The 24,213-nt window shown below is 41.2% G+C and carries 25 protein-coding genes and 1 tRNA gene; 10 read left to right on the top strand and 16 right to left on the bottom strand.

Annotated elements, in window-relative coordinates; all coding sequences use genetic code 11:
* The first annotated feature begins 17 nt into the window (after positions 1 to 17).
* On the top strand, positions 18 to 1,115 hold the full coding sequence (locus ACO1XM_RS14415; RefSeq protein WP_486230177.1) for a hypothetical protein: 1,098 nt from the start codon (positions 18 to 20) through the stop codon (positions 1,113 to 1,115).
* 118 nt (positions 1,116 to 1,233) lie between these two features.
* The gene (msrA, locus tag ACO1XM_RS14410; protein ID WP_486230242.1) at positions 1,234 to 1,785 is read left to right on the top strand and encodes a peptide-methionine (S)-S-oxide reductase MsrA; all 552 of its coding nucleotides are present in this window, start codon (positions 1,234 to 1,236) and stop codon (positions 1,783 to 1,785) included.
* 207 nt (positions 1,786 to 1,992) lie between these two features.
* Here msrA and ACO1XM_RS14405 read toward each other — a convergent pair whose 3' ends face one another.
* Positions 1,993 to 3,636, bottom strand: a complete 1,644-nt coding sequence (locus ACO1XM_RS14405) for a GAF domain-containing protein (RefSeq protein WP_486230175.1) — start codon at positions 3,634 to 3,636, stop codon at positions 1,993 to 1,995.
* An 8-nt stretch (positions 3,637 to 3,644) separates the two neighbouring features.
* Positions 3,645 to 4,148: a YfiR family protein gene (locus ACO1XM_RS14400; protein ID WP_486230172.1), complete on the bottom strand. Its 504-nt coding sequence runs from the start codon at positions 4,146 to 4,148 to the stop codon at positions 3,645 to 3,647.
* A gap of 178 nt (positions 4,149 to 4,326) precedes the next feature.
* Between ACO1XM_RS14400 and msrB the strand changes: the two genes are divergently transcribed.
* From msrB to lhgO, 3 genes are all read left to right on the top strand, one after another.
* Entirely contained in the window at positions 4,327 to 4,821 is a 495-nt protein-coding gene (gene msrB / locus ACO1XM_RS14395; protein ID WP_486230170.1) for a peptide-methionine (R)-S-oxide reductase MsrB, read from the top strand.
* 92 nt (positions 4,822 to 4,913) lie between these two features.
* Positions 4,914 to 5,768 carry a class II glutamine amidotransferase gene (locus ACO1XM_RS14390; RefSeq protein ID WP_486230168.1) on the top strand — a complete coding sequence of 285 codons (855 nt, stop codon included), beginning with the start codon at positions 4,914 to 4,916 and terminating at the stop codon, positions 5,766 to 5,768.
* A gap of 49 nt (positions 5,769 to 5,817) precedes the next feature.
* Positions 5,818 to 7,014 (top strand): L-2-hydroxyglutarate oxidase, encoded by a 1,197-nt coding sequence (gene lhgO / locus ACO1XM_RS14385; protein ID WP_486230166.1) that lies wholly within the window; start codon positions 5,818 to 5,820, stop codon positions 7,012 to 7,014.
* A 311-nt stretch (positions 7,015 to 7,325) separates the two neighbouring features.
* Here the strand turns inward: lhgO and ACO1XM_RS14380 are convergent, their stop codons facing one another.
* From ACO1XM_RS14380 to ACO1XM_RS14335, 10 genes are all read right to left on the bottom strand, one after another.
* Positions 7,326 to 8,186 carry an alpha/beta fold hydrolase gene (locus ACO1XM_RS14380; RefSeq protein ID WP_486230164.1) on the bottom strand — a complete coding sequence of 287 codons (861 nt, stop codon included), beginning with the start codon at positions 8,184 to 8,186 and terminating at the stop codon, positions 7,326 to 7,328.
* A gap of 79 nt (positions 8,187 to 8,265) precedes the next feature.
* Positions 8,266 to 8,856, bottom strand: a complete 591-nt coding sequence (locus ACO1XM_RS14375) for a TetR/AcrR family transcriptional regulator (protein ID WP_486230162.1) — start codon at positions 8,854 to 8,856, stop codon at positions 8,266 to 8,268.
* A gap of 47 nt (positions 8,857 to 8,903) precedes the next feature.
* Positions 8,904 to 9,287, bottom strand: a complete 384-nt coding sequence (locus ACO1XM_RS14370) for a RidA family protein (RefSeq protein ID WP_486230160.1) — start codon at positions 9,285 to 9,287, stop codon at positions 8,904 to 8,906.
* A gap of 8 nt (positions 9,288 to 9,295) precedes the next feature.
* Positions 9,296 to 10,015, bottom strand: coding sequence for a bacillithiol biosynthesis deacetylase BshB1 (gene bshB1 / locus ACO1XM_RS14365; RefSeq protein WP_486230158.1), 720 nt, complete (start codon positions 10,013 to 10,015; stop codon positions 9,296 to 9,298).
* 120 nt (positions 10,016 to 10,135) lie between these two features.
* Positions 10,136 to 11,083 (bottom strand): thioredoxin-disulfide reductase, encoded by a 948-nt coding sequence (trxB, locus tag ACO1XM_RS14360; protein WP_486230156.1) that lies wholly within the window; start codon positions 11,081 to 11,083, stop codon positions 10,136 to 10,138.
* 121 nt (positions 11,084 to 11,204) lie between these two features.
* A complete protein-coding gene (locus ACO1XM_RS14355; RefSeq protein WP_127123769.1) occupies positions 11,205 to 12,068 on the bottom strand; it encodes a sigma-70 family RNA polymerase sigma factor in 864 nt (287 codons plus the stop codon).
* A gap of 122 nt (positions 12,069 to 12,190) precedes the next feature.
* Positions 12,191 to 14,353 (bottom strand): polyribonucleotide nucleotidyltransferase, encoded by a 2,163-nt coding sequence (pnp, locus tag ACO1XM_RS14350; protein WP_486230153.1) that lies wholly within the window; start codon positions 14,351 to 14,353, stop codon positions 12,191 to 12,193.
* A gap of 101 nt (positions 14,354 to 14,454) precedes the next feature.
* A complete protein-coding gene (rpsO, locus tag ACO1XM_RS14345) occupies positions 14,455 to 14,730 on the bottom strand; it encodes a 30S ribosomal protein S15 (RefSeq protein ID WP_486230151.1) in 276 nt (91 codons plus the stop codon).
* Between the two features lie 83 nt (positions 14,731 to 14,813).
* Positions 14,814 to 16,493 (bottom strand): LptF/LptG family permease, encoded by a 1,680-nt coding sequence (locus ACO1XM_RS14340; RefSeq protein ID WP_486230149.1) that lies wholly within the window; start codon positions 16,491 to 16,493, stop codon positions 14,814 to 14,816.
* Positions 16,494 to 16,558: 65 nt separating this feature from the next.
* Positions 16,559 to 16,960, bottom strand: coding sequence for an START-like domain-containing protein (locus ACO1XM_RS14335; protein WP_486230147.1), 402 nt, complete (start codon positions 16,958 to 16,960; stop codon positions 16,559 to 16,561).
* 134 nt (positions 16,961 to 17,094) lie between these two features.
* Between ACO1XM_RS14335 and ACO1XM_RS14330 the strand changes: the two genes are divergently transcribed.
* The 3 genes from ACO1XM_RS14330 to ACO1XM_RS14320 all read left to right on the top strand — a co-directional run bounded on the left by ACO1XM_RS14330 (position 17,095) and on the right by ACO1XM_RS14320 (position 19,019).
* Positions 17,095 to 17,168, top strand: a tRNA-Met gene (locus tag ACO1XM_RS14330).
* Positions 17,169 to 17,462: 294 nt separating this feature from the next.
* On the top strand, positions 17,463 to 18,137 hold the full coding sequence (locus tag ACO1XM_RS14325; RefSeq protein ID WP_486230145.1) for a hypothetical protein: 675 nt from the start codon (positions 17,463 to 17,465) through the stop codon (positions 18,135 to 18,137).
* 27 nt (positions 18,138 to 18,164) lie between these two features.
* The gene (locus ACO1XM_RS14320) at positions 18,165 to 19,019 is read left to right on the top strand and encodes a DUF3667 domain-containing protein (RefSeq protein ID WP_486230143.1); all 855 of its coding nucleotides are present in this window, start codon (positions 18,165 to 18,167) and stop codon (positions 19,017 to 19,019) included.
* Positions 19,020 to 19,022: 3 nt separating this feature from the next.
* Here the strand turns inward: ACO1XM_RS14320 and ACO1XM_RS14315 are convergent, their stop codons facing one another.
* The gene (locus ACO1XM_RS14315) at positions 19,023 to 20,315 is read right to left on the bottom strand and encodes an ABC1 kinase family protein (protein ID WP_486230141.1); all 1,293 of its coding nucleotides are present in this window, start codon (positions 20,313 to 20,315) and stop codon (positions 19,023 to 19,025) included.
* Between the two features lie 7 nt (positions 20,316 to 20,322).
* Positions 20,323 to 21,000 carry a TetR/AcrR family transcriptional regulator gene (locus ACO1XM_RS14310; protein ID WP_486230139.1) on the bottom strand — a complete coding sequence of 226 codons (678 nt, stop codon included), beginning with the start codon at positions 20,998 to 21,000 and terminating at the stop codon, positions 20,323 to 20,325.
* Between the two features lie 49 nt (positions 21,001 to 21,049).
* On the opposite strand from ACO1XM_RS14310, the gene ACO1XM_RS14305 reads away from it, so the two are divergent.
* Together ACO1XM_RS14305 and ACO1XM_RS14300 are read left to right on the top strand one after the other, a co-directional pair.
* Entirely contained in the window at positions 21,050 to 22,237 is a 1,188-nt protein-coding gene (locus ACO1XM_RS14305) for a transporter family protein (protein ID WP_486230137.1), read from the top strand.
* On the top strand, positions 22,234 to 22,779 hold the full coding sequence (locus ACO1XM_RS14300) for a hypothetical protein (RefSeq protein WP_486230135.1): 546 nt from the start codon (positions 22,234 to 22,236) through the stop codon (positions 22,777 to 22,779). Before ACO1XM_RS14305 ends, ACO1XM_RS14300 begins: the two co-directional genes overlap by 4 nt.
* 9 nt (positions 22,780 to 22,788) lie before the next feature.
* Here the strand turns inward: ACO1XM_RS14300 and ACO1XM_RS14295 are convergent, their stop codons facing one another.
* Entirely contained in the window at positions 22,789 to 23,691 is a 903-nt protein-coding gene (locus ACO1XM_RS14295; RefSeq protein ID WP_486230133.1) for a histone deacetylase family protein, read from the bottom strand.
* Between the two features lie 63 nt (positions 23,692 to 23,754).
* Entirely contained in the window at positions 23,755 to 24,198 is a 444-nt protein-coding gene (locus tag ACO1XM_RS14290) for a hypothetical protein (protein WP_486230131.1), read from the bottom strand.
* Between the last annotated feature and the right edge of the window lie 15 nt (positions 24,199 to 24,213).

Raw genomic sequence — 24,213 nt, 5'->3', positions numbered from 1 at the left:
CCCTATCTTTTTGCGTTATGAAACATTTTTCCCTGTCTCTGTCCTTGTTTTTGGCCGTTCTTTCAATTGCCTGTAGTTCAGGTAAAAAGGCCTATGAAAAAGGTGATTATTATGCTGCAGTTGTAAAATCTGTAGAGCGTCTACGGCAAAAGCCTGATCATGAAAAATCTCAGGAGGCTTTACGCCTTTCTTATCCCCTGGCAGTAGACTTTCTGGAAACACAGGCTCAAAGTACAATCGCATCTGATGCCCCCTTTAAATGGAAGCAGGCTATTAACTATTATTCACAGATCAACGTATTGCACGATCAGATTAAAACCTCACCAGCTGCCTTAGGCATTATAAAAACCCCGGTAAGTAAGTTTAATGAAATAGCTGACTTGAAGAAAAAAGCAGCCGAGGAGAGTTATGAAGCAGGCATTCAGGCCATGATGAAAAACTCCAGAGCAGGCGCCATTGAAGCTTTTTATCTTTTTCAGGAAGCCAACAATTTTGATCCCGGCATTAAAGATGTTGTGGAACTGCAGCACAAGGCTGAATATGATGCAACACTTCGCATTGTCTACGCACAGCAAGTCTACCGCAATAACTGGGTGGCTGTGGAGCCTTTGATTAATAACCTGAAGCTGCCTTTTACCAAGTTTTATACCACAGCACAAGCAGAAGCTGAAGAGGCTCCTATACACCATACCCTCCTCATTGAGGTATTAGGTTACAATGAAGGACGTCCTGCTACGACAAAGACTGAGACTTCTCACACAGACAGTGTGCAGGTGGAGCGCACCATGGGTGGTAAAAAGGTAAGGGTTTATGAAAGGGTTAGTGGCAGAAGCACTTTATACGAAAAGAAAGCCTCCTCGCAAGGATCGGTGAGACTTACCATAAAGGAAAAAGAAACGGCCAAACAACTTATGAATAACGAATTTACAGGAACAGGCACCTGGAGCGATACCTGGGCACGATGCTCCGGTGATACGCGCGCCATACCTGAACGAATTCGCAAAGCCTGCTCAAAGTCTGAGCCAGAGCCAAACAGTGATTTAATGTTGAAACAGGCAAGGGAAAATCTTCTGAAACAAGTAGAAAGTTCACTTTCGTCTTTCTACCGACTTTAAGGCATATTCTTTAAACTTTTAGGTCTCTTGAATAGTTTAGTACACTATGAGAACAATCAGTTTATTCATGGTACTGATGCCGCTATTGGCTTTCAGTCAAACTAAACAAAATACAAGCATGACGAGTTCAGATGGTAATTTAGAGGTGGCAACTTTTGGCAATGGTTGCTTTTGGTGTACTGAAGCAATTTTTCAGCGTGTAGAGGGCGTTGAAAAAGTAGTTTCGGGTTACACGGGTGGTGCTGTAAAGAACCCTACCTATAAAGAGGTATGCACCGGGCTTACCGGACATGCAGAAGCCATTCAAATTACTTTTGATCCACGCAAAATCAGTTTTACAGAGTTACTGGAGATCTTTTGGCAAACACACGACCCTACTACCCTGAACAGACAAGGTGCCGATGTGGGAACGCAGTACAGGTCTGCCGTTTTTTATCATAGTGATGTACAGAAAAAACTTGCAGAAGAATACAAGCAAAAACTTAATGCTGCAGGTGCGTTTGATAAACCTATAGTAACGGAAATAACCCAGGCGGTGGTATTCTATCCAGCAGAAAATTATCATCAGAACTATTACAATCTTAACGGCAAAGCACCTTACTGCTCTTATGTAATAGCTCCGAAACTGGAGAAATTTGAGAAAGTCTTTAGTAAGAAAATAAAAAAATAAGGCTAATTTCTTCCTGCAAACGATAGCATAATCCGTTCATCATAAAGGAGGACGCTTAAAAGACTTTTTGTGATTTCTTTGCAACCAAACACTACGACCTACGTTAAGAATAATCGAGTAGAGAAATTCTTCTCATAGGTTTAGGTTTAGGTAACAAAAAAGCTCCGGGACGCGGAGCTTTTTTGCATTTGGGGCAATTCGTAATTTCTATCTTTTTACCTGCCCCTGAAGTTCGTTCAATTGCTTGAGCATATCCTTTTCCTTGCGCGCCATTTCTTCTTGTGTGGCTTGCAGTTCTTCCATGTTCTGGCGCATCTCTTCTTCTTGTGCACGCATTTGTTCGGTCATCTCCTGAGATTCCTCTAACAGGCGTTGTGTTCTTGCATTTACCTTTACTGATGAAATAGTAGAAGCAATGCTCTCAGCCATTTTCTTCACGAAATCTATTTCGAAATCCTGGAAGACACTGAAAGAGGCAACTTCCACAACACCGAATACCTGATCATTTAGCTTTAATGGTGTAATCAACACACTGGAAGGATTGGCATCTCCTAAACCTGAGGTGATGCGTATATAATTCTGTGGCACCTCCGTCAGGTAAATAGAATCTCCCTCTTGCCAAGCTTGTCCAGCCAGTCCTTCACCTTTAAAAATCTTCTGATTAAGATATTTCTTTTTATCCCAGGCATAGCAAGCCTTCATTGACATGGTCTGTTCACCTTCTGTCTCTTCATCATCAATGATGTAAATGGCACCCTGATTACCTTTAATGTACTTAACCAGGTTGGCTATAATCTCTTCAGAGAGTTTCTGAACATCATTGTTGTTCGTTCTCAATAGCTCACCAAACTTGGCAAGTCCTTCTGTAGCCCAATTACGTTTTTTATCATCCTCCGCCACTTTCTCCAGGTTATTACGCATGTTAATCAGGGCATTACCTAATACATCGTGCTCACTTAGCGGACTAAAGTCAGATTTGTAGTTACCGTTACCAATATTCTCTGCAAAAGTAGTTGTGGCCCGTAAGCCTGCTACCAGGTTATCCATGGCGCGTGACATTTCTCCAATTTCATCGTTGCTCACCTTAGCTTGTTTGTCCTCCACTAACTCTCCCCTACCTAATTTCACAACAACGTTTTTCAGGAAGTTGATCGGTACAGTTATGTTTCGCATCAACAGAAAAGCACTGACCAGACCAAGTATTACCATTACTATTGCCAGCAAAATGGTTACACTGGTCAGGTTATCCACTGAACTGATTACTTCATCATCCGCAGCATTACTGATGCTGGTTTGCTGGGCCGCTACTTTATTAAGCATGCCTATGATGTTATTGGTACGTGGAATTACCTGGCTCTCAATCGCATCTTCAGCTAATAGCTTGGTAAGCATATCCTCATAGTTCTCAAACGTCTGGAGATTAGCCATAATGGTCTCCTTTTGTATAGAAAGTAATGTATCAAACTCATGGAAGATGGTGTCCATCATCATACGCTGACTGTCACTTTCCCAGTTCACCATCAATTTCTGAATCTTATCTTTTAAAGCCGGATAATCGAAATCCTGCAACTGACGCAGCGCCTGCTTATCGTCCTGGTTAGTTTGAAGATAAACCCAGTTTGTTACCAGCATTTTAGCTTTGGTAACGGTTAGTATAAACTCATTGAGTGCATCTTTAGAAGGGCGATAAGTATCTGCAGATTTTTTGGCCACACCGTTGATCACATTACCAACAGAGAAAATGACAACTGCATTAATAACAAATAACAATATCAGAATAATAAACCCGCCTAAAATTTTCTGGCCAATTCCTATCCTGATCCCTTTCTTTTTTGACTCTTGATTTTCCATGCTCATAGTTAAATCTGAATTGCTAAACGCGACAATTCCGTTGACGCTTTTAAGTTTTGTTTATTCATGCTGCCCTGATTAAGCTCGAAAAACAGCTTTCCTTCTCTGATGACAAAATTGATGTTTGAACCTTTAGCGCCCAGGCCCTCTTCCTCAGTGATGATTAATATCGATTGTGATCCCACCTTGCTTAGTACCTCTGTCAAAGCCTTGGATTTACTGGCCGGAACAAAAAGCACATTACATTTCTTTATCTCTGTTGGCGAGTTAATTTTTGTCACTACAATTTTACGGTTGTCTGGCGTCTTCTTTGCACTTGCCATGGCATTCAACTCCTTTACAATGGGAGAATCGCCCAACACCACTATTTCGAAATCACCTTCTTTATAAGCATCAGGCCAAATAATGTATTTGGTGAAGCTGAAAATATAAACAGGGTGAAGCTTATAGTCCTGCGCAAAGGCAGTACTCGCCATGAGGATTAAGGCCAAAAGAAAGATTCCACGTTTCATAGGAAAGGTAATTATACACTTTCTTTCAAAAGCTACCAAAATTAAGCCAGTATTGGGGATTTTTATCAACATTTTTTGATCTGCGGGGTTAGATGTAAGGAAAAGGGGCAAATGTTGTTCAATTGACAATCTCTAAGCCCGTTTTTATCGTATTTGTATCATTATTTAACAGAATCTTATGAAAGTACTCAGAATATTTTTTGTCTTATTGTTTATGCTTCCTACCATGATGGCCTGCTCACAAAAGAGTAAAGAAGAGGTGCAAAAAGAGAAGCCTGCCTACTCGGTTGTAAAAACGGAACAAGAATGGAAAAAACAACTAAGCCCGGAGCAGTTTAATATTTTACGCGAAAAGGGCACTGAAAGAGCTTTTTCCGGTAAATATTGGGATAACCATAAAAAGGGTATCTACACTTGTGCCGCTTGCCAGCTTCCACTTTTCAGTTCGGAAACAAAATTTGAATCAGGAACTGGCTGGCCAAGCTTCTACCAGCCCCTCGATAAAAAAAACGTAGCCATTGTTATTGATAAAAGCTACGGCATGACACGTGAAGAAGTGGTCTGTAGTCGTTGTGGTGGCCATCTAGGCCATGTGTTTCCCGATGGTCCCAAGCCAACAGGGCTACGCTATTGCCTTAACTCTGCATCGTTGTTATTTACAGAGCAGAAATAGAGGATCAGTTTTAATCAACGCTATACCTACTGTATAATTTACTTTGATTATTAATCTGCTCTGTTCTAATTTTCTTGCCTTACCTTTTAGTTATGTGCAGATTATTAGCCTATAAAGGAACGCCCATTATTTTTGATGAACTGTTGTACAAACCCAACAATTCGTTGATCCAACAAAGCACTAAAGCCAGGGAGATGGATGAACCCCTGAATGGAGATGGCTTTGGTATAGGTTGGTATGCGCAAGAAATATCCAAAGAACCAGCCACTTTCATTTCGCTTAACCCCGCCTGGAGCAATAGAAACCTGCGGAGTCTTTCTGCTAAAATAAAAACAGATTGTTTGCTAGCGCACATCAGGGCAGCCAGTGTGGGTGGCGTATCTGAGGCAAACTGTCACCCTTTTCAGTATGGCGCTTTGCTAATGGCACACAACGGTAACGTTCACAATTTTTCAAAGATCAAAAGGGAGTTACGCGATGGATTAAGCGATGAGATGTATCACTGGATTAAAGGTCAAACTGACTCTGAACATCTTTTTGCTTTTCTGATTAATCATATCTTAACCGGGAAAGGTGTTTTCACTGTTGATAGTATTATCGAGAGTTACGAATACACCTTTGCCCATGTGAAGTCGCTTCTGAAAAAACATGGTATCGAGGAACCTGCATTCCTCAACCTGGTAATCACCAACGGGGAATTTATTATTGCCTCCCGCTATGTAACCGATATCCAGCATGAACCCCGCACCCTCTATCATTCAGAAGGTGCCCGTTATGTAGTGGAAGACGGAGTCTCTTACCTGGACGCACCGCAGGATGATGATCAGGCTGTGCTGATTGTTTCTGAAAAACTTACAGATGATGAGCATTGGTCGATGATTCCTAAAAATCATTTTGTAATTGTAGAGCCCTCGCTGACCGTAAGAATTCGCCCCATCAAGGCGTAGCACTTGTAGGCTCGCTCGTCAAAACCTACCTTTGCCAAAATTCAGCACTGTGAAATTCGATTGTATCATTGTGGGTGGTGGTATTGTAGGCCTGGCCACTGCACTTCGCTTGTCAGCCGCACCTCATCATAAAAAGGTATTGGTTATTGAAAAAGAACTTGAAGTAGCCAGGCACCAAACGGGTAATAACAGCGGTGTCATTCACTCCGGTATTTACTACAAACCCGGAAGTCTTAAAGCTACGAATTGTATAAGCGGCTATCATCAGCTTGTTAACTTTTGCCGTACCAATGATGTGCCTTTCGATTTGTGTGGTAAAATCATTGTGGCTACGGAAGAGAAAGAATTACAAGCACTTAAAAATATTGGAGACCGTGGCTTGCAAAACGGATTAACAGGGCTCAAGCAATTAAGTAAAGAAGAACTGAAAGAATACGAACCGCATGTGGCAGGTATAGCTGGTATTTTTGTTCCTCAAACCGGCATTGTTGATTATGCGGTAGTGGCCCGAAAATATGCCGAGCTGATTCAACAACAAGGCGGAGAAATTCGCTTTGGTGAAAAAGTAATTGAAATACAGGATAACCAGGGTACGCAGGTTGTGATTACACAAAAAGGTTCTTACAATACTTCACTCGTTATTAACTGCGCAGGCTTATACTCTGATAAGGTGGCAAGACTTACTTCTAAAAAAGTAGATGTCAAAATCATTCCATTCCGGGGAGAGTATTTTAAATTAAGAGAAGAGAAGAAGTATCTGGTAAAGAACCTGATCTATCCTGTACCCGATCCAAATTTCCCTTTTCTGGGTGTGCACTTTACACGCATGATGAAAGGTGGCGTGGAAGCAGGCCCTAATGCTGTGCTTGCATTTCAACGCGAAGGCTATAAGAAATCAGATATCAATTTGCGTGAGTTGGCAGAATCATTGGCATGGCCAGGTTTTCAAAAAGTAATGGCTAAATACTGGCGTACAGGTTTAGGTGAAATGTATCGTTCATTTTCTAAAGCTGCCTTTACTAAAGCCCTTCAAAAACTCATTCCTGAAATTGAAGAGCAGGATTTAGTAGAAGGTGGCGCGGGGGTGCGTGCACAGGCCTGCGATCGCACCGGTGGTTTGGTCGATGACTTTATGATTCTAGAAGAAGCGCACGCCATCAATGTTTGCAATGCGCCCTCTCCTGCTGCCACCTCATCGCTGGCCATTGGCGAAACGGTAGCAAATCTTGCTTTAAAAAGATTTTGATCACCATCCTCGGTCTGTGTCCTCACAGACCGAAACAACATTTACTTCCCCTCAGCGTTTCCCGAAAAGAATTCTGAGGCTACTTTGCATAGGGTATCAATTCTTAGTCCTCAGAGTCCTTACGCTCATGCCTACCCACATCCCAAGTGACTCTGAGGAGGAGTAAAAACCACCTCGGTCTGTGTCCTCACAGACCGAAACGAGTCGAAGTAAAAAAAGTCTTATGATCTTATAATACTGGTTTGTGGGGACACAGACCAGGGATTAGTGAAACGGTAGCAAACCTTAACCTTACCCTGAAAAGATTCTAATCAGACCGCTTGTGCGGATTTCATTTGAGTCGATTCCTCCACAAAGTCAATCACTTGGCGGATGACATGCTCTGACCGAAGATTATGACCATACCCTTTCGTAACGATTAAGGAAGAATTTTTCCATTGACTATGTATTCGTTTTGAGTTTTCAACTGAAGTATCCATATCTTCTTCATCGTGTATAAGCAAACCCTTACTGGTAAGTGTAGCCGCGAACTTATGCGCTGAAAAGTAAGAAGGTGCCTTTTTGATTTGCGCTTCAAAATAATCAACCACCAGCTTTACCGTTTTACTACTGAGTCCTAATTCTTTTGTGTAGAAGTTAAAGAAATCCTCTGCTTCACCGGGGGGTGCCAATGCAATAATGTTGGCCGGTGAGAGATGAGAAAGTCTGTGGAAAGTATAGATGGCCGTGAAGCTTCCTATGGAATGGGAAACCACGGTATCAACCTTGCTGACATTATTTAAAAACAATTCCACAACTTCACTGTAAAGGGGTACCGTCATAAATTTACCGCTGCTTAATCCGTGACCAGGTGCATCAAGGGAGTAAATGGTATATTTTTCTTTATCCAAAGACTCAACATAATTCTTCCAGCGGAAGGTATGACTCTGCCAGCCATGCAACATCAGCACAACGTGTTCCCCAGTCCCCCACTTGTATAACTGAATAGTCTCTCCTTTATATTCAAGCGTGGATCTTTCTGCAGAAAATAAAAAAGCCTTGTGCTTATCGGTAAGCTTGGCGCGAAAAGGGTAACAAAAAAAATTAAAGCCCATGCGTGCTGCTTTGCGTGGAGCAATGTTTGCAAGTATGTTCAGTGAGAAACCAATCGATTTACTGATAAGCTTTTTCATTCGTTACAATTTTGGTTGTGGGGATATTATCTTGGTTTAACATGAAGATACCAATTGGTATCTTTTGGTTTAAAAAATTTTAGGTGGCTATCATTTCCAATTGCTTTTGCAGGTGTTTGGTAATACGACAGATGTCTGTGTTATTGCCTTCAAGCTTACTCATCATAATACCGCCTTCTAAGGCGCCAATAATCAGTGTAGCATAAAATGCTTTATCTGTATCGGCTTTTATTTGCTTATTATCAATACCATTTTGTAAAATCGTAATCACTGAAGTTCTTAATATCGTTAACATTTTAAGCGCTTCTTTTCTTAGTACTGGATGTGCATCATCTGATTCGATGGCTGCATTCAACAACGGACAACCTCCTTTTAAAGGAGGGTTTGTGATGTAAGCTTCAAAGAATTTAAAAATTGCCGTGAGCTTTTTAATGGCATGCCTTTCTGAACTTACGATTGCGCGAAGTTTAATAAATAGCTTCTCCGACATGAAGGCGAGTGTCTCCTTCTCTAATTCATCTTTACTGGCAAAGTGTCTGTAAATAGCACCCTTGGTTAGTCCCGTAGCCTCGGTAATGTCGCTAATGGAAGTAGCCTTATACCCATTTGTGTTAAAGAGTATACCCGATTTTTTTAGAATGTTCTCTTTGGTGGCTTCCGGGTTGCGCATACACAAAGATACCAATCGGTATCTAATTTCCAAATACCCGGTGGTACTTAAGGACGGATAGCGGTAGCCTCTATCTCAATCAAGTAATCTGGTTCTATAAGCTTACTTACCTCAAGCATGGTAGTACAAGGCTTTATCATCCTGAAAAACTCAGCATGTGCTTTTCCTGCCTCTTCCCATTTACTGATGTCGGTAACGAAGAGGCGTGTACGTACCACATCTTCCATACTGAAGCCGGCTTCTTTCACCACCTTTTCAATTTTTTGTAAAGCAAACTTTGTTTGCGCATACATATCACCCTTGCCTACTACACCATTTTCATCGGTAGCCACGGTTCCGGTTACTTCTAATGTATTCCCTACTTGTACTGCGCGGGAATAGCCAACGATGTCTTCCCACTTAGCACCACTGGAAAAATTCTTTCTTGCCATATTAATTACTAATAAAGATCAGTCAGTTTGTTTACTACCGGATAGCGATGCGTTGTAAAACCTTCAGCATATTTAATGCCTGCAATATTGCCCAGCTCAATGGCCCTTCCTTCTAAAAAATTAATAAACTCTGGTCGCGAAATAAATGTCTGAGGTTCTGTACTGTCACTACTAAAGAACTGTGTTTTGTAGGCCTTAATCGCAGCCATTTTTTGTTCCCATTCATCGCTAACATCTATAATAAAATCCGGTTGTATGTACTGGCTTTGTATATAATGATACACATTCTTGGGCCTCCAGGCTTGCTGCACATTACCTGCAGCATCCTTGGTTTCTATCTTTGACAAACCCGACAAAAAGCAAGCATCGGCAGCCAGGTTTGCACCCTTTCCATGATCGGGATGGCGATCGCGAATGGCATTGGCTAAAATAATATCGGGTTGATAGCTACGAATTTTCTGAACAACTGCTAATTGACTTTCCTTATCATTTTTGAAAAAGCCATCGGCAAGGCCTAGATTTTCTCTCACCTGAATGCCTAGAATGGTTGAGGCTGCTTTAGCCTCCTGCTCACGTGTTTGTATTGTGCCACGTGTGCCGAGCTCTCCCCTTGTCAGGTCAAGTATGCCAACCTTTAAACCGCTCTTGGTATGCTTTGCAATAGTGCCTCCACAACCCAACTCTGCATCATCAGGGTGAGCAGCTATGACGAGTATGTCTAATTTCATTTTGAATATCGTTGATCGTTGGTGGTTGTTCGTTATTCGTAGATCGTTCGTAGTTGGTGGTTAATAAGTACACCTGGAATTCACGAACAACGACTAACGATCAACTAACAACCATGTTCACTACGCGTGTACCGCTTCTTTTGCTTGTAAGAATTTCTCGGCATCTAAAGCTCCCATGCAGCCAGTACCAGCAGCGGTAATGGCTTGACGATAAACTTTATCTGCAGCATCCCCAACCGCAAACACGCCTTCTATATTTGTTTTTGTAGAGCCGGGCTGCACTTTGATATAGCCAGTCTCATCCATGTCTATATAGCCTCTAAAGATGTCTGTATTAGGCTTGTGTCCAATGGCCAGGAAGAAACCCTGCACTGACAGATTTTTCTTTTCACCTGTCTTACCGTTTACAATGCGCGCACCTGTTACACCACTGTCGTCACCCAGAATTTCTTCTGTTTCACTATTCCAGTGAATTTCAATATTGGGTGTATTCATTACGCGCTGCTGCATAATTTTAGAAGCACGCATTTCGTCTCTGCGCACGATCAAATGTACTTTAGTACAAAGCTTGGCCAGGTAAGTTGCTTCCTCCGCAGCTGAATCGCCAGCGCCCACTACAGCAACTTCTTTACCTCTGTAAAAATAACCATCGCACACCGCACAGGCAGATACCCCTTTGTTGGCATATGTTTCTTCAGAGGGAATGCCTAAGTATTTAGCAGTAGCACCTGTTGAAATAATGACGGACTCAGCCACTACTTCTGTTTTTTCGTCAATGGTAAGTTTATGCGGATAGCTAGAGAAGTCTACAGCCGTAACTAAACCGTAGCGCACTTGCGTGCCAAAACGCTCTGCCTGCTTTTGCAAATCCATCATCATCTGCGGGCCATTAATACCTTCCGGATAACCAGGGAAGTTTTCAACATCGTTGGTGGTCGTTAACTGACCACCAGGTTGTCCACCGGTGTAAAGCACAGGCTTCAACCCAGCTCTTGCTGCGTAGATAGCGGCTGTGTAACCTGCCGGGCCTGAACCAATGATAAGTACTTGAATGTGTTCGCGTTCCATAATCTTTTGTCATTAGGTGGTTTGCCTGAAAACAAACCGGGAATTGATAAATCTATAATTTCCACAAAAAGGAAAGGCCTCTTGCGAGACCCTTCTAAATCATTTTAATATTTCAACAACATTAGCCAAGATAAGGTTTCAATGCCTTGCTTCTGGATGTGTGTCTTAATCTGCGAATAGCTTTTTCTTTAATCTGACGAACGCGTTCGCGTGTCAGATTAAATTTCTCGCCAATTTCTTCGAGCGTCATGGCGTGTTCGCCATTCAAACCGAAGTAAAGTGTAATAACATCAGCCTCACGTTGTGTTAAAGTAGAAAGTGCACGTTGTACTTCTTTACGCAGTGAATCATTCATCAAACCAGAGTCTGGCGTTTCTTCACTGTCGTTCTCCAACACATCTAATAAACTATTTTCTTCACCTTGTACGAAGGGCGCATCCATTGACACGTGACGACCAGAGATCTTCATCGTATCTACTACTTCTGCAGTAGAAACATCCAATACTTCCGCTAATTCTTCAGGTGAAGGTTCGCGTTCATATTTCTGTTCCAGTTCAGAAAAAGTCTTTGATATTTTATTCAATGAACCTACGCGGTTAAGCGGCAAGCGAACAATACGGGATTGTTCAGCCAGTGCTTGCAGGATGGATTGACGAATCCACCATACTGCATAGGAAATGAATTTAAAACCACGGGTTTCATCAAAACGCTGAGCAGCTTTAATCAAACCAAGGTTTCCTTCGTTGATCAAATCACCCAAAGAAAGTCCTTGATTCTGGTATTGTTTAGCTACTGACACCACGAAACGCAAATTGGCTTTGGTTAATTTTTCCAAAGCAATCTGATCGCCTTCTTTGATGCGTTTTGCAAGTTCTACTTCTTCATCAGGTGTAAGCAAGTCCACCTTTCCGATTTCCTGTAGGTACTTATCCAGCGATTGGCTTTCGCGGTTAGTAATCTGTTTGCTGATCTTAAGCTGTCTCATTCAATTCTTGCGTGCTACTGTTCAACAATTTAGTATTTCTCGATAGTTCCGTAAAAAATCTGAAATTTCAAATTCAACATTTCATTCAGATTAAGTACAAATTTCAAATTTAGTTTTTAACGTTAGTTTGGTGTAGAAGTTGGAGCCGGAGCACCATCTTTCTTTTCAGGTTTTGGCAAAAGTACTTTTCTAGATAGACGGTATTTACCGGTTTTCTTGTCTATTTCTACCAATTTAACCTGCAATTCCTCTCCTACTTCAAGCACACCGTCCATCGTTTCAAGACGATCCCACTTAATTTCAGAAATGTGCAGTAATCCATCCTTGCCAGGCATGAATTCCACGAATGCACCAAATTGCACAATTGATTTAACTTTTCCTGTATAAACTTCGCCTACTTCAGGAATAGCCACAATGCCTTTAATACGGCCAACAGCCTTATCCATAGACTCTTTGCTGGTAGCAAATACGCTCACCACACCTTTATTGCCTACTTCTTCGATTACTACGGTTGCACCAGATGTAGCCTGGATATCCTGTACTACTTTACCACCTGGGCCGATTACCGCACCAATCTGATCTTTGTCGATGGTGATGGTTACCGCACGTGGTGCATGAGGTTTAAGGTCTGTATTCGGTTTAGTAAGGGTCTTCTTCATTTCGTTTAAGATATGAAGACGACCTTCTTTGGCTTGTAAAAGGGCCTCGCGAAGCGTTTCGTATGTTAAACCGTCTACTTTTAAGTCCATCTGACAAGCTGTGATACCTTTTTCAGTGCCAGTAACTTTAAAGTCCATGTCGCCCAGGTGATCTTCATCGCCAAGGATATCAGACAGAATTGCATACTTGCCAGTCTTACTATCGGAAATCATACCCATAGCAATACCTGAAACAGGACCGCTGATCGGCACACCGGCATCCATCAAAGCTAAAGTACCTGCGCAAACAGTTGCCATAGAAGATGAGCCATTAGACTCAAGAATATCAGATACAACACGGATGGTATATGGGTTTTCGGCATCCGCAGGTATTACCTGTTTTAATGCACGTAAAGCCAAATTACCATGGCCCACTTCACGTCTGCCAGGACCGCGGTTAGGTTTTACTTCACCAGTAGAAAAACCAGGGAAGTTATAATGTAGGATGAACTTGTTAGAGCCTTCGAACATAGCCCCATCAATCATTTGCTGATCGAGCTTGGTACCAAGGGTAACAGTAGTTAATGATTGTGTTTCACCACGGGTAAAAATAGCAGAACCGTGTGCTGAAGGAAGATAATCAACTTCGCTCCAGATATCGCGGATTTGGTTGGTTTTACGACCATCCAAACGCAAGCCTTTTTCTAACGTAAGGTTACGAGATGCCTTGTTCTGAATTTCGTGGTAGTATTTCTTAACCAGTGATTTATCGATAGTAGAATCTTCAGGTAATGAAGCCAGGTATTCTTCTTCTACTTTATGAAAAGCTTCTGCACGCTCGCTCTTATTAGCCGTTAGTCTGCAAGCTACTTCATAAGCTTTAGGGTATAGAAGATCCCAAAGTTGTTTTTTCAATTCTTCATCGTTCTTCTCGTGGTTGTAAGTACGCTTGGTTTCTTTACCCAGGGCCTTAGTCAACTCCACCTGAAGCTTGCATTGTTCTTTAATGGCTTCATGGGCAACACGAAGGGCTTCGACCATATCGTCTTCGCTTACTTCTTTCATTTCGCCTTCCACCATCAACAGTTTATCCATAGAAGCAGCCACGATCAAGTCTATGTCGGCAGTTTCTTTGTCTTTTAATGTTGGGTTAATTACAAATTTGCCGTTGATACGCGCAACACGTACTTCAGAAATAGGGCCATCAAATGGTATATCTGTTACAGACAAAGCTGCCGAAGCTGCAAAGGCTGCAAGTCCATCAGGCAATGCGTTTTCATCACCAGAGATTAGAGAAAGTGCAATTTGCACATCAGCGTGATAGTCGCTGGGGAAAAGAGGACGTATAGCGCGGTCTACTAAACGGCTGATTAAAATTTCATAATCAGAAAGTTTGCTTTCGCGCTTTAAAAAGCCACCGGGAATTTTACCGGTTGCTGCAAATTTTTCTTGATAATCAACAGAAAGCGGGAGAAAGTCTACGCCTTCTTTTGCTTCTTGATTGGCTACTACGGTAGCTAAAATCATGGTGTTACCCATGCGTAGTACAACGGCACCGTCAGCCTGACGGGCTAGTTTACCTGTTTCGATAGAAATCTCACGTCCATCGGGCAGCTTGCAGGTTTTTGTTATTACAGTTGGTTTCATACAATTTAGGATAATTTAGCTGTTTTAGATTGAAAAACAGCATTGTTTAAAAACACAAAAAGGGAACCTTGAAAGGGTTCCCTTAATGGGTTTTGTTTTTATTACTTGCGAAGGTTTAGTTCAGCAAGAATCGCTCTGTAGCGATCGATATTGGTGCTCATTAGGTAACTAAGCAATCTTTTGCGCTTACCTACTAACTTTATAAGACCTTGCTGAGAAGCGAAATCTTTCTTGTTTTCTTTCAAATGTTCTGTGATGTGGTTGATGCGCTCGGTAAATAGAGCCACCTGAGACTCAGGAGAACCTGTATCTTTTTCAGATTTGTTAAAACCGTGCTTCTTGAAGATGTCTTTTTTGCTGGCTGATGTCAAAATCATTGCTTTTTCACTTTATTCAGGCTGCAAAAGTAGTGAAAAACATTATTTCTACAAGCAATTTACCTGAACGATAACGTTTTAAGTCAATTTTTCTTCGAAAATCTTGTTTTGAGCTTGTCTAAAACCACCATATAAAAGTCATTTTCGAATAATCGGGCATCTACCCTGGCTTGTCGCAGGAAAAACAAGCCAATTAGCAACAGTATGAAATCGGCTGCCCAAACCCCACTCCAGGCACTGATGGCGCCCGTTTTAGCCCATTTTTCGCCTTGCATGGTAAGCAGGTAAAAAACGATAAAAAACAGAATAGAGACTAAAAACGGTACACCCAAACCGCCTCTTTTAATAATGGCTCCCAACGGAGCCCCAATCAGAAACATGACGATACAGGCCAGTGAGTTGGATAAAATTTTATGCCACTGTACTTCAAAAACGATTCTTCCTTTCACATAATTATCTTCATAATCTTTACTGCTGGTAATCTGATTTTTGGTTTGTCTGGCGTAGTTGGCAGCTGCCTGTACATGCTCGCGAGTGAGTGGTTGATTTAAAATGCTATCAATATTGATTTTATCAGGGTTAGTAGTTATCGCAGATACCACTTTCGGCTGGAGCGTCCTGCTTTTTTGAATATTACTTACAGCCTGTGGGTTGTTCTTAAATTTAGTGAACGTCAATTGCTTCTTTCTGGCTTTAATTTCTATAGCTGAAACACTGTCGGCAGGTGCAGCGTGTGAGCTTACTTCTAATTTGGCCGTTTCTATTTTTGCCAATGAATCTTTATATAAATCGAATAAAACCAATTCTGTTGGCAGGGTAATGGTGTCGTTGCGTTGGTAATACACAAAAAATGTAGGTCGCGACTTATAGTAGCTTAATTGCTGGCCCAGTACTAAATTATTTACCGAGTCAATATCACTTTGCAACTCACCCATGTTCCGCATCATCCTGTCGCTTTGAAACCAGCGTTGGTCTGTTCTGTTCAAGGCAAAGGATGAGAGATCAAAAACCACCTGCGATCTGGAAAATTTAGTCCGGCTCAGGGTCTCCTGGGCGTTGGCATCTCCCATTTTATTTTGGCCAGTCATGTCGCGCTCGGTAGAAGAGCCTTCATCGTAAAAATATCCATTGAATAATTCCAGTTTCAGGTATTGTTCATTGTTAAATGTTGACATCCTTCCTGAGTCAGCCAGGGTTACTTGTTTATTGCCATCATTCTTTCTGTGATCGTAGATAATAACACCTTTTAGTGCGTCATCATCTTGCGAAAATTTCTCATTAACCTTAATGCTTACATCAGGGATACCGTTGTAAAATATCCCCTCCCTGATTTCCATCGCTGGCTTTTTCTGCTTGATATCGTACATTAAACTATATGCTTCTAATGCCGCATTGGGCACCAGATAGTTGTTGGTGTAAAAAGCGACAGAGGTTAGAAATAGTACAAAAAAGAATATAGGCCTGAGTATACGGGTTAAGGAAACGCCAGAAGCCTTGATGGCTGTCAGCTCGAAATGTTCACCCAGGTTACCAAAAGTAATAAGCGAGGCCAGCAGTACTGCCAATGGCATGGCAATGGGCATCATGAAAATGCCAAAGTAAAAAAGCAATTGCCCAATCGTTGCCCAATCAAGCCCCTTACCGATGATGTCATCAAAATACTTAAGCATATGTTGCATCAGTAAAATGAATACCACCACTAAAAAAGTGAGGATAAAAGGGCCTATAAATGATTGGAGAATGAACTTATCAAGTTTTTTCATGCGCAGCTATGAGCAAGCTTTGCGCCAAAGATACAGGAATGTTGAGTAATCGCGCGGGCAGGCTTCTAACCGCCCACAATTTTTTTAAGATCACCCACTAAATCATCCCATAAATCGTGCAATTCCTTTTGGTCTTCAAAATCAGAATAATCGGCAATGTGCAAGTACACCGTTTGGGTAAGGTCGTTGGTTTCTACCTTAAACTCTAAATAAGCCGGATCATTTTCGTCCTCTTCTTCTTCAGGCAGGAATTGAAACTTAACAGAATGATTAACACGGTGTGCAACCTGCATGGCCTTGTGTTCTTCATTATCCCATAAAAAAGTAAGGGTCTTACTTTCATTATTGATTTTTACGTCATCACAAAACCATTCTGCCAGGCCACTGGCAGTTTGAAGATAAGGGTAGAGCATCTTCGCGGAAGCGTGAAATTCGTAATCGGTCGAAAAAAGTCTCTTTGCTCCCATAATTTTAGGCGATGTGCTGAAATTAAGACTTTTTGCTTAACACCCAAAATATAAATCACATAGTGGCCGAAAGTATTGAGATAGGTTTGCGTATTAAAAATGCTTCTGCTAAGTTTGCGCTCCCAAAAACGAATGGCGCGGTAGCTCAGGTGGTTAGAGCGTTGGATTCATAACCCAAAGGTCGGGGGTTCAACTCCCCCCCGCGCTACAAAGGCCCGGATGTAACAATCAGGGCCTTTTTTATTGTCCCATCTTCCAATTCAGACAGAAAATACCAACGGAGGTCTATGCTAACTTCCTTTTTTATAGTGTTTGAAGAAAGGCTAGATGAAATAAAGGATTGCCAGCACCCCATTTTAATTTTTTAAACTATTAAATAATTTTCAGGGCAGCCCTATGCAAAAAGGATTTCTGCTGCGACCCCTGCTGCGGCAGGCGTGGAGAATTCGTCTCTTCCAAATTTGTAATTCGGAAGAGGGGAAATTAAGACGGATGAGGTTCGGTGAAAACACCGACTGCAGGTGAAACCCTTTCTGAAACGGATTACAAATCCTTGGATAAGGCTTCCGAATTACAAATTCGGAAGAGCAAAGTTCAGAAGAGCAGAAGTTGTAAATTCGGAAGAGCAAAGGCTTTTTCGTTTCTTCACATCATCATGAATCTTGAAAAAGCACTAATCGCGCCTTATTCTCAAACCGGTGTTCAGAAAATAGCGAGCTTTATTGGTGAGGATGTAGCAAAGTTTAACTTGTTGGTTGAGCACGTACTTAGTCTGGATAGAAAAAAAATGCAGTTGGCAGCTGGCAGCATGAGTATCTGTGTGGAGAGGAACCCTTCCCTGCTTAAGGGTTATGTTAGAAAATTAGTCAAGGCCGCTTCGGTAAATACAGCAAGCGATGGCTTAAAAAGAAATGTGCTGCGTGCCCTGCAATTTGTACAGATACCTGCCAAGGATCAGGGAATTGTTGCTGACTTTTGTTTTACAGCGCTTGCCAACAAACAAGAGGCCATCGCCATACGCGTTTTTGCCATGACGGTACTCGGTAATATTGCAAAGCAACATCCTGATTTAAAACAAGAATTAAAATTATTGCTTGAAAGTGAGCTGTCCATTGGCAGTGCTGGTTATGTATCCCGGGCTAAAAAAGTGTTGAAGCAACTCAGTCAAATCCAATAAACACTGGAAAGATTTGTATTTTGCTGCGTGGATCAAGCTCTAACCGAAAAGCATACATGCAAAAACTGTGGCCATGAATTTACAGGCCTCTACTGTAACTTATGTGGAGAGAAAGTACTCCAGGTAAAAGACAGAAATTTTAAAAGCTTTCTTGGAAGCATTCTTATTGCCATAACCTTTGCCGATAATAAAGTAATTCAAACGCTCTGGTTGGTTATCCGCAAGCCAGGATTTCTCTCTAAAGAATACATCAATGGCATAAGGGTTAAATACATAAAACCTTTACAACTCTTTTTTATCCTCAACCTCGTTTACTTTTTATTTCCGGTCTTCCAGCTTTTTAATGCTTCCTTATATACTCAGATGTATCTGTTGCCGCATCGGCATATGGTGAGATCAATGGTGCTTCATAAACTTGCTCATTCGAATTTCAGCTTGCAGGCTTATACGTTAATGTACGATGCCAAATCACAAAGTCTGGCAAAGCTGTTAATTGTAATGTTTATCGTTTTCGCCTCACTGCCGCTCTCTCTTATCTTCAGAAAAAAGAAGATCTATTTCACTGATCATACTACGCTCGCTGTTGAACTGGCTATTTTTAATATTGCTATTAATGCCATATTACTAAACCTGATTTTCTGGGTACTTAATTCAGTACTCAACTGGTCTGGCTCAGGATGGATAAAATACCTGGACGACTTTGCCATCACTACTGTTTTTATTGGCAGTAACCTCTACTTTTTATGGCGTGCGTCACGCACTTTTTACGGTGAGCGCAGACGGATGCTTTCTTTTAAAGTGCCCCTAGCTTTGATCGGTCTTTACGCAGCATTAGAAATGTACCGACTGATGCTCTTCCTGATTACCTACTGGCGTACGTAATGATCAGTAGGCAGTATTTACAGTAGCTTTCAAATCGTGCAAGATGTTGTATAAGCCAAAGTAAGTTCTGTTGATGTATAGTGCATCTTTAACGCCTCTTGCTTTTTTAGATTTTCTTAATTCCTTCATGCCCGATATCTCTTCTCCAAAGGCAAAGATGGTATCAAAATAAGCTTTGTCGGCAAAATCAAAAGTTGATGATCGAAAAGGCTTACTTAATAAAACAACCAGCTTTGTAAAAATCTCCGTGAAGAATTCTTTCTCTTTAGCGCTGTCATCCGGATAGATAAAACGCAAATCGTAGAAAGCCTTTTCCAGACGTTTTGCATCATCTATTAAAGTCGGATCCAGTAACTGAAAATACCTGGCATGGAAATCTTCAGTCATCACTTTTACACAACCAAAGTCTATAATGCCTAACTTATAGTCAGGGGTTACTAAAAAATTACCTGGATGCGGATCTGCATGCACTGCCTTTAAGGTATGCATCTGGAAGTGGTAAAAATCCCACATCGCCTGCCCTAATATGTTTCTGGATGTTTGTGGAATTTCATTTTTCAATACTTCTCCCAAAGGCTTGCCATCAATCCAGTCCATGGTCAGGATTTTTGGGCCGGAATATTCTGGGTAGTAGTTGGGGAATAGTACGTTTTTAATATTTCCTGATTTTACCGAAAGATCCAGTGACCGCTTCAACTCAAGGTCATAGTCCGTCTCTTCCAGCATGCGCGCTTCAACCTCTTGTATAAACTCGTCATATTCAGAAGCATTGAGCTCGAACATGCGTAAAGCGATGGGCTTTACCATGGCCAGGTCTGATTTAACGCTGTCGCCAACGCCAGGATACTGGATTTTAACCGCCAGTGTCTTACCATCTTTTACCGCTTTATGAACCTGCCCAATAGAGGCTGCGTTGGCCGCAGATTTTGAGAAACTATCAAATAACTGATCAGGGTTTTTACCAAACTGTCGCTGAAACGTTTTAACAACTAAAGGATAGGAAAGTGGTGGCGCTGAATATTGCGCCATAGCAAATTGTTGCTGGTAGGCTGAGGGCAGAATGTTCTTATCCATGCTCAGCATCTGTGCAACTTTAAGGGCACTCCCTTTAAGTTCACTCAGTGATTTATAAATATCGCGCGCATTATTCTGGTGCAAGTCGTCCTTATTTGTTTCGCCTGTTACCAGTTGCTTGCCATAATGCTTCAAGTAGTTAGCACCTATTTTTGCGCCTGTTCCAATAAATTTCCCTGCACGTTGTACCTTACTGGTAGGTATACTCTCCTGCTCCTTCATGTTGTGGTTATGCGTGTGCTTTAGCCTGATATAAAAATTTCAGAAAATCAATAGCGGAATCAATGGCACCTTTGCCGATTAAATCGAAAGCCAGGTTAATAGATTTTTCTACAAAAGCATCTGTCTTTTCAAAACCTTTGCTGTTGTCATCTTTCCAGAACATGATGAAAAAAGTCATGTGTACCCAAAACAAGTTCGGGTAGCGTTTGTCAACAAAAGGGCGTTTAGCCACCTCTTCACGACTAATCCCCTCACCTATTATCTGTTCCACAAAATTCTCGAAGGTCGATTTAAAATCCTTGATGTAAGCAGGGCTGAATTCTGGAAATTTATGCTGTTTCGTTACCAGTAAAATATAACTTCTGTTTGATTTAAGTACTTCAGCCAGTGCAAAGTAAAAAGTAAGTAACTTTTCTCTGGCGCTGAATTCAGCAAAGGCAGCATCTGCATTCAACTTTTGTAAAGTAGACGTGGCAAATGTCTTCCAAATAGCTTTGTCGATGGCGTCAAAAGAACCGAAATGATCGTAAAACATTTCTTCTTTAATGCCGAGTGCCGTACAAAAGGAATAAATTGAAGCGGGTTGCTTTCCTTCCTTCAATAAATGGTCTTTATAGGCTTCTATGATGGCTTGGTCATCAATGGCCTTATTTGTTTTCTTCTTAGCCGACTTTGTGGATTCCATACTTTTTTAACAATATTGAAGGGTCAATGTTTTAATCCGTATAAAAATAATGCGTTGTCTAATCCTTCTCTCGTTTCTTTTTGTTCATTTAGGCCTTTATGCACAGGTACAAAAACCTGTAGTTAAGCCAATTGTAGTTAATACCTGCGAAACCGTTAGTAATGAAGCCATACAACTCATCCCCTACTACCTGGAAGTAAATAACCTGGATTCAGCGGCCTATTACGCCCGGGAGTGGAAGGATAAATGTGGCCGTAATAAGTTTAACGAACGCATTAACCTTCTACTTTCCATTAAAGATGACTCTTTTACCCAATTCATGGTTGATTATTCAGCCTATGTTTTCTTATTAGATGACCTTGCCGACCACAGGCTTAACCAACTCATTGATACTGTCTATCAAAATCCTACTAATTTCTTCAATCAATATTATAACCCGGCTGATCTTATACTTGCATTTGATAAAGCAAGTAAAGATTTCGCTAAAAAAATATTACTAGAACTCATCAATAATGGGATAAACACTTGCGATCTTAGGTACCAGATGCTGACTTTATACGCAGGCGACATAGCCGCTTTTGAAAAAAGTATTAAGTCTTCTGAATGCAGTGATGGCCGTTTGCCACAATTGATCAATGAGCTTATCACGAAAATTGAAAAGAAAAAACTTGTTCACGTAGCCCTCAGTTCAGGCATTTGGATTCCCACAGAAAATGTATCCATTCTTGGGGTTCATCCAACGATCGGTTTCCTATTTGGCGTAGGAAGTAAAAAGTACACATTTGATTTGAATGCTGAGTTCAGGTTTGTTAACTCAAAAAATGATTACACAACACTTTATCAGGGCAATCTAATTACAACGGATTACTTTTTTGGAGGTTTTGCTGGCCTTGATGCAACACGCACTATGCTTACCAAAGGTAAATCTAACCTACATGTGGCTGGTGGCGTGGGTATAGATGGTATTGATGTGGTGGAGAGTGATTCGGATAATGATATTGATGGTAAGTCTATCTTGTCCTTTAATGCTAATGCCGGTTTGGGCTATCGTTATATCAATACAAAAGGGTCTTACTCAGGGATTGATGTTCGTTATAACTTTGTTCAATATGATAATAATCCAGGCACTTCATTTTCCGGAAATACAATTTCAGTAAGACTCACTTTTGGCCTTATTGCCAACGATAAGAAAAGAAGGCAATTGAATGAGGTTAACCGCTTATTTGGCAATCTATGATAAACAGTATTACAAAAGTTATAACCTTATTTCTAATAGGGATTCTATTTTCTCAATGCGCCATTTTTGGCTCTAGAAAAACAATCTTAGCCAAGGCATCAAAGCCTCTTAAAAAAGTTGCACTCATTATTGTGGTGGAAAACGATCCGTTTTCACAAAATTTTGCAAACTCCTCAAACGCCATATTCATAAAATCGCTGGCTGAGAATTTTGCCTCTCAAAAGAAATTCGATTTTATGATCATTGATAAAGAGTACGTGATCTTAGAAAAAGACGACATGGAAAAATCTTTTATTGGTGTGGAAATGAGGGATTATGATGCTTATATACTATGCTTCCGTAAAATGCAGTCTGGCTTTAATCACAAAGTTTGGTTTGAAGTCTTTGAAACAAATCCAGGAAAGCTACTAATCAATACATCGCATTCAACCAGAATGGGTAATTCTTACTTCATGCCTCCAGATCCTTATGAAACTTTAATCGATGCTACTAATGGCTCTTTCGACATACTTATGGCTCATTGGCATAAAGTGTGCGAATGATTAATTGAGTTAAAAGAAAATCTCCTGAGCCAACCGATAAGTATTGGCGTGTGCTTCAATAATGTCTCTGAAATCAGGGGAATAGCCTCCCCCCATACTTACTACTATTGGGGTTCTGGTTTGCCTGGCTATGTTTAACACCAGCTTATCGCGTTGCTTACAACCTTGTCTGGTTAAGGCTAACCTGCCTAGTTTATCGGTCGCCAATACATCTACACCTGACTGATAGAAAATAAAGTCAGGTTGCTCATGATGCATTAAGTCTTGCAGGTGCCGATCAAGTAAGGTAAGGTAACTTTTATCATCCGTATGATCGCTTAAGGCTATGTCCAAGTCTGATTGTTCTTTATGCAAAGGATAATTATTAGCACCATGCATACTAAAAGTGAACACACGCGGATCGTGCTGAAAAATTTGTGCTGTACCATTTCCCTGATGTACGTCTAAATCTACAATCAGAATTTTTTTTATCAACTGATTATTCAACAGGAAATGGGCCGCCATGGCCATGTCATTCAGTAAACAGAAACCTTCCCCCCGATTGGTAAAGGCATGGTGCGTACCTCCGGCTATATTCATGGCTATTCCATGTTGTAAACTAAACTTAGCACACTCAATGGTACCCTGCGCAATAATAATTTCACGATTAACTAACTCAGATGTCAAGGGGAAACCTGTGCGCCTAACTTCCTGACTGCTTAATTGAAGGTTCTTCAGTTTAAGCCAGTATTCAGCTTCATGTGTTTTCAGAATTTCGGTTTCACTGGCGGGTGCAGGGGCGAAAAAATTAGCGCTGCTAACTGTTCCCTCATGTATAAGTTGTTGAGGTAATACCTCATACTTGCTCATAGGGAAACGATGGTTCGGTGGTAAAGGGAGAACGTATTTTTCGGACCACGCAATTTTTAACATAAGGCAAATAAAAAGACCTGTGGTATATTAACTCCACAGGTCTCTTTTAGTTTAAAAAAACTATTAATGATTGTGCTGATGACCACCGCCACCGTACCAGGCTTCTTGCAATTCGTGAAACTTGTCATGAAGTGCAGTAAGTGCTGTACCGATCTCTTCATCTGTGCCTGTAGTTACCAGTTGTGCCAATGCATCACTGCCTGTCTTCAATTCTTGTAATTTAGTTTTAATCTCATCATTGTTCACTTTCTCTGGCAGTGGGGCATTAACCCATGTTTCTGCCGCTTTGGCTAAGTCTGCAGCTTGAAGTTTTACGGGTGCAAGGTTTGCTGAATCTTTAAAAGGGTGGAAAGCTTCTGCCATGGCAAAGTGATAAGCATCCATTTCAGGCCACTCATCTGCAGCAGCAGTTTCTTCAGCGGCAGGCGCTGCTTCTTCTTTTTTAGCAGAGCAGGCTGCTAAAAATACAACAGCTGCTACAAATAGGATCGATGTTAGTTTTTTCATGGTAATTGGTTATGA

It is taken from the genome of Chryseotalea sp., from assembly GCF_057350905.1.
Note: the sequence above shows the minus strand (reverse complement) of the source record. Positions and strands in the feature narration are given on the sequence as shown.

Bases quoted from the DNA above. Each gene is read 5' to 3' on its own strand.
- ACO1XM_RS14415 (WP_486230177.1), top strand. From the start codon at position 18: ATGAAACATTTTTCCCTGTCTCTGTCCTTGTTTTTGGCCGTTCTTTCA.
- msrA (WP_486230242.1), top strand. From the start codon at position 1,234: ATGACGAGTTCAGATGGTAATTTAGAGGTGGCAACTTTTGGCAATGGT.
- ACO1XM_RS14405 (WP_486230175.1), bottom strand. From the start codon at position 3,636: ATGGAAAATCAAGAGTCAAAAAAGAAAGGGATCAGGATAGGAATTGGC.
- ACO1XM_RS14400 (WP_486230172.1), bottom strand. From the start codon at position 4,148: ATGAAACGTGGAATCTTTCTTTTGGCCTTAATCCTCATGGCGAGTACT.
- msrB (WP_486230170.1), top strand. From the start codon at position 4,327: ATGAAAGTACTCAGAATATTTTTTGTCTTATTGTTTATGCTTCCTACC.
- ACO1XM_RS14390 (WP_486230168.1), top strand. From the start codon at position 4,914: ATGTGCAGATTATTAGCCTATAAAGGAACGCCCATTATTTTTGATGAA.
- ACO1XM_RS14380 (WP_486230164.1), bottom strand. From the start codon at position 8,186: ATGAAAAAGCTTATCAGTAAATCGATTGGTTTCTCACTGAACATACTT.
- ACO1XM_RS14375 (WP_486230162.1), bottom strand. From the start codon at position 8,856: ATGCGCAACCCGGAAGCCACCAAAGAGAACATTCTAAAAAAATCGGGT.
- ACO1XM_RS14370 (WP_486230160.1), bottom strand. From the start codon at position 9,287: ATGGCAAGAAAGAATTTTTCCAGTGGTGCTAAGTGGGAAGACATCGTT.
- bshB1 (WP_486230158.1), bottom strand. From the start codon at position 10,015: ATGAAATTAGACATACTCGTCATAGCTGCTCACCCTGATGATGCAGAG.
- trxB (WP_486230156.1), bottom strand. From the start codon at position 11,083: ATGGAACGCGAACACATTCAAGTACTTATCATTGGTTCAGGCCCGGCA.
- ACO1XM_RS14355 (WP_127123769.1), bottom strand. From the start codon at position 12,068: ATGAGACAGCTTAAGATCAGCAAACAGATTACTAACCGCGAAAGCCAA.
- pnp (WP_486230153.1), bottom strand. From the start codon at position 14,353: ATGAAACCAACTGTAATAACAAAAACCTGCAAGCTGCCCGATGGACGT.
- rpsO (WP_486230151.1), bottom strand. From the start codon at position 14,730: ATGATTTTGACATCAGCCAGCAAAAAAGACATCTTCAAGAAGCACGGT.
- ACO1XM_RS14340 (WP_486230149.1), bottom strand. From the start codon at position 16,493: ATGAAAAAACTTGATAAGTTCATTCTCCAATCATTTATAGGCCCTTTT.
- ACO1XM_RS14335 (WP_486230147.1), bottom strand. From the start codon at position 16,960: ATGGGAGCAAAGAGACTTTTTTCGACCGATTACGAATTTCACGCTTCC.
- ACO1XM_RS14315 (WP_486230141.1), bottom strand. From the start codon at position 20,315: ATGAAGGAGCAGGAGAGTATACCTACCAGTAAGGTACAACGTGCAGGG.
- ACO1XM_RS14310 (WP_486230139.1), bottom strand. From the start codon at position 21,000: ATGGAATCCACAAAGTCGGCTAAGAAGAAAACAAATAAGGCCATTGAT.
- ACO1XM_RS14305 (WP_486230137.1), top strand. From the start codon at position 21,050: ATGCGTTGTCTAATCCTTCTCTCGTTTCTTTTTGTTCATTTAGGCCTT.
- ACO1XM_RS14300 (WP_486230135.1), top strand. From the start codon at position 22,234: ATGATAAACAGTATTACAAAAGTTATAACCTTATTTCTAATAGGGATT.
- ACO1XM_RS14295 (WP_486230133.1), bottom strand. From the start codon at position 23,691: ATGTTAAAAATTGCGTGGTCCGAAAAATACGTTCTCCCTTTACCACCG.
- ACO1XM_RS14290 (WP_486230131.1), bottom strand. From the start codon at position 24,198: ATGAAAAAACTAACATCGATCCTATTTGTAGCAGCTGTTGTATTTTTA.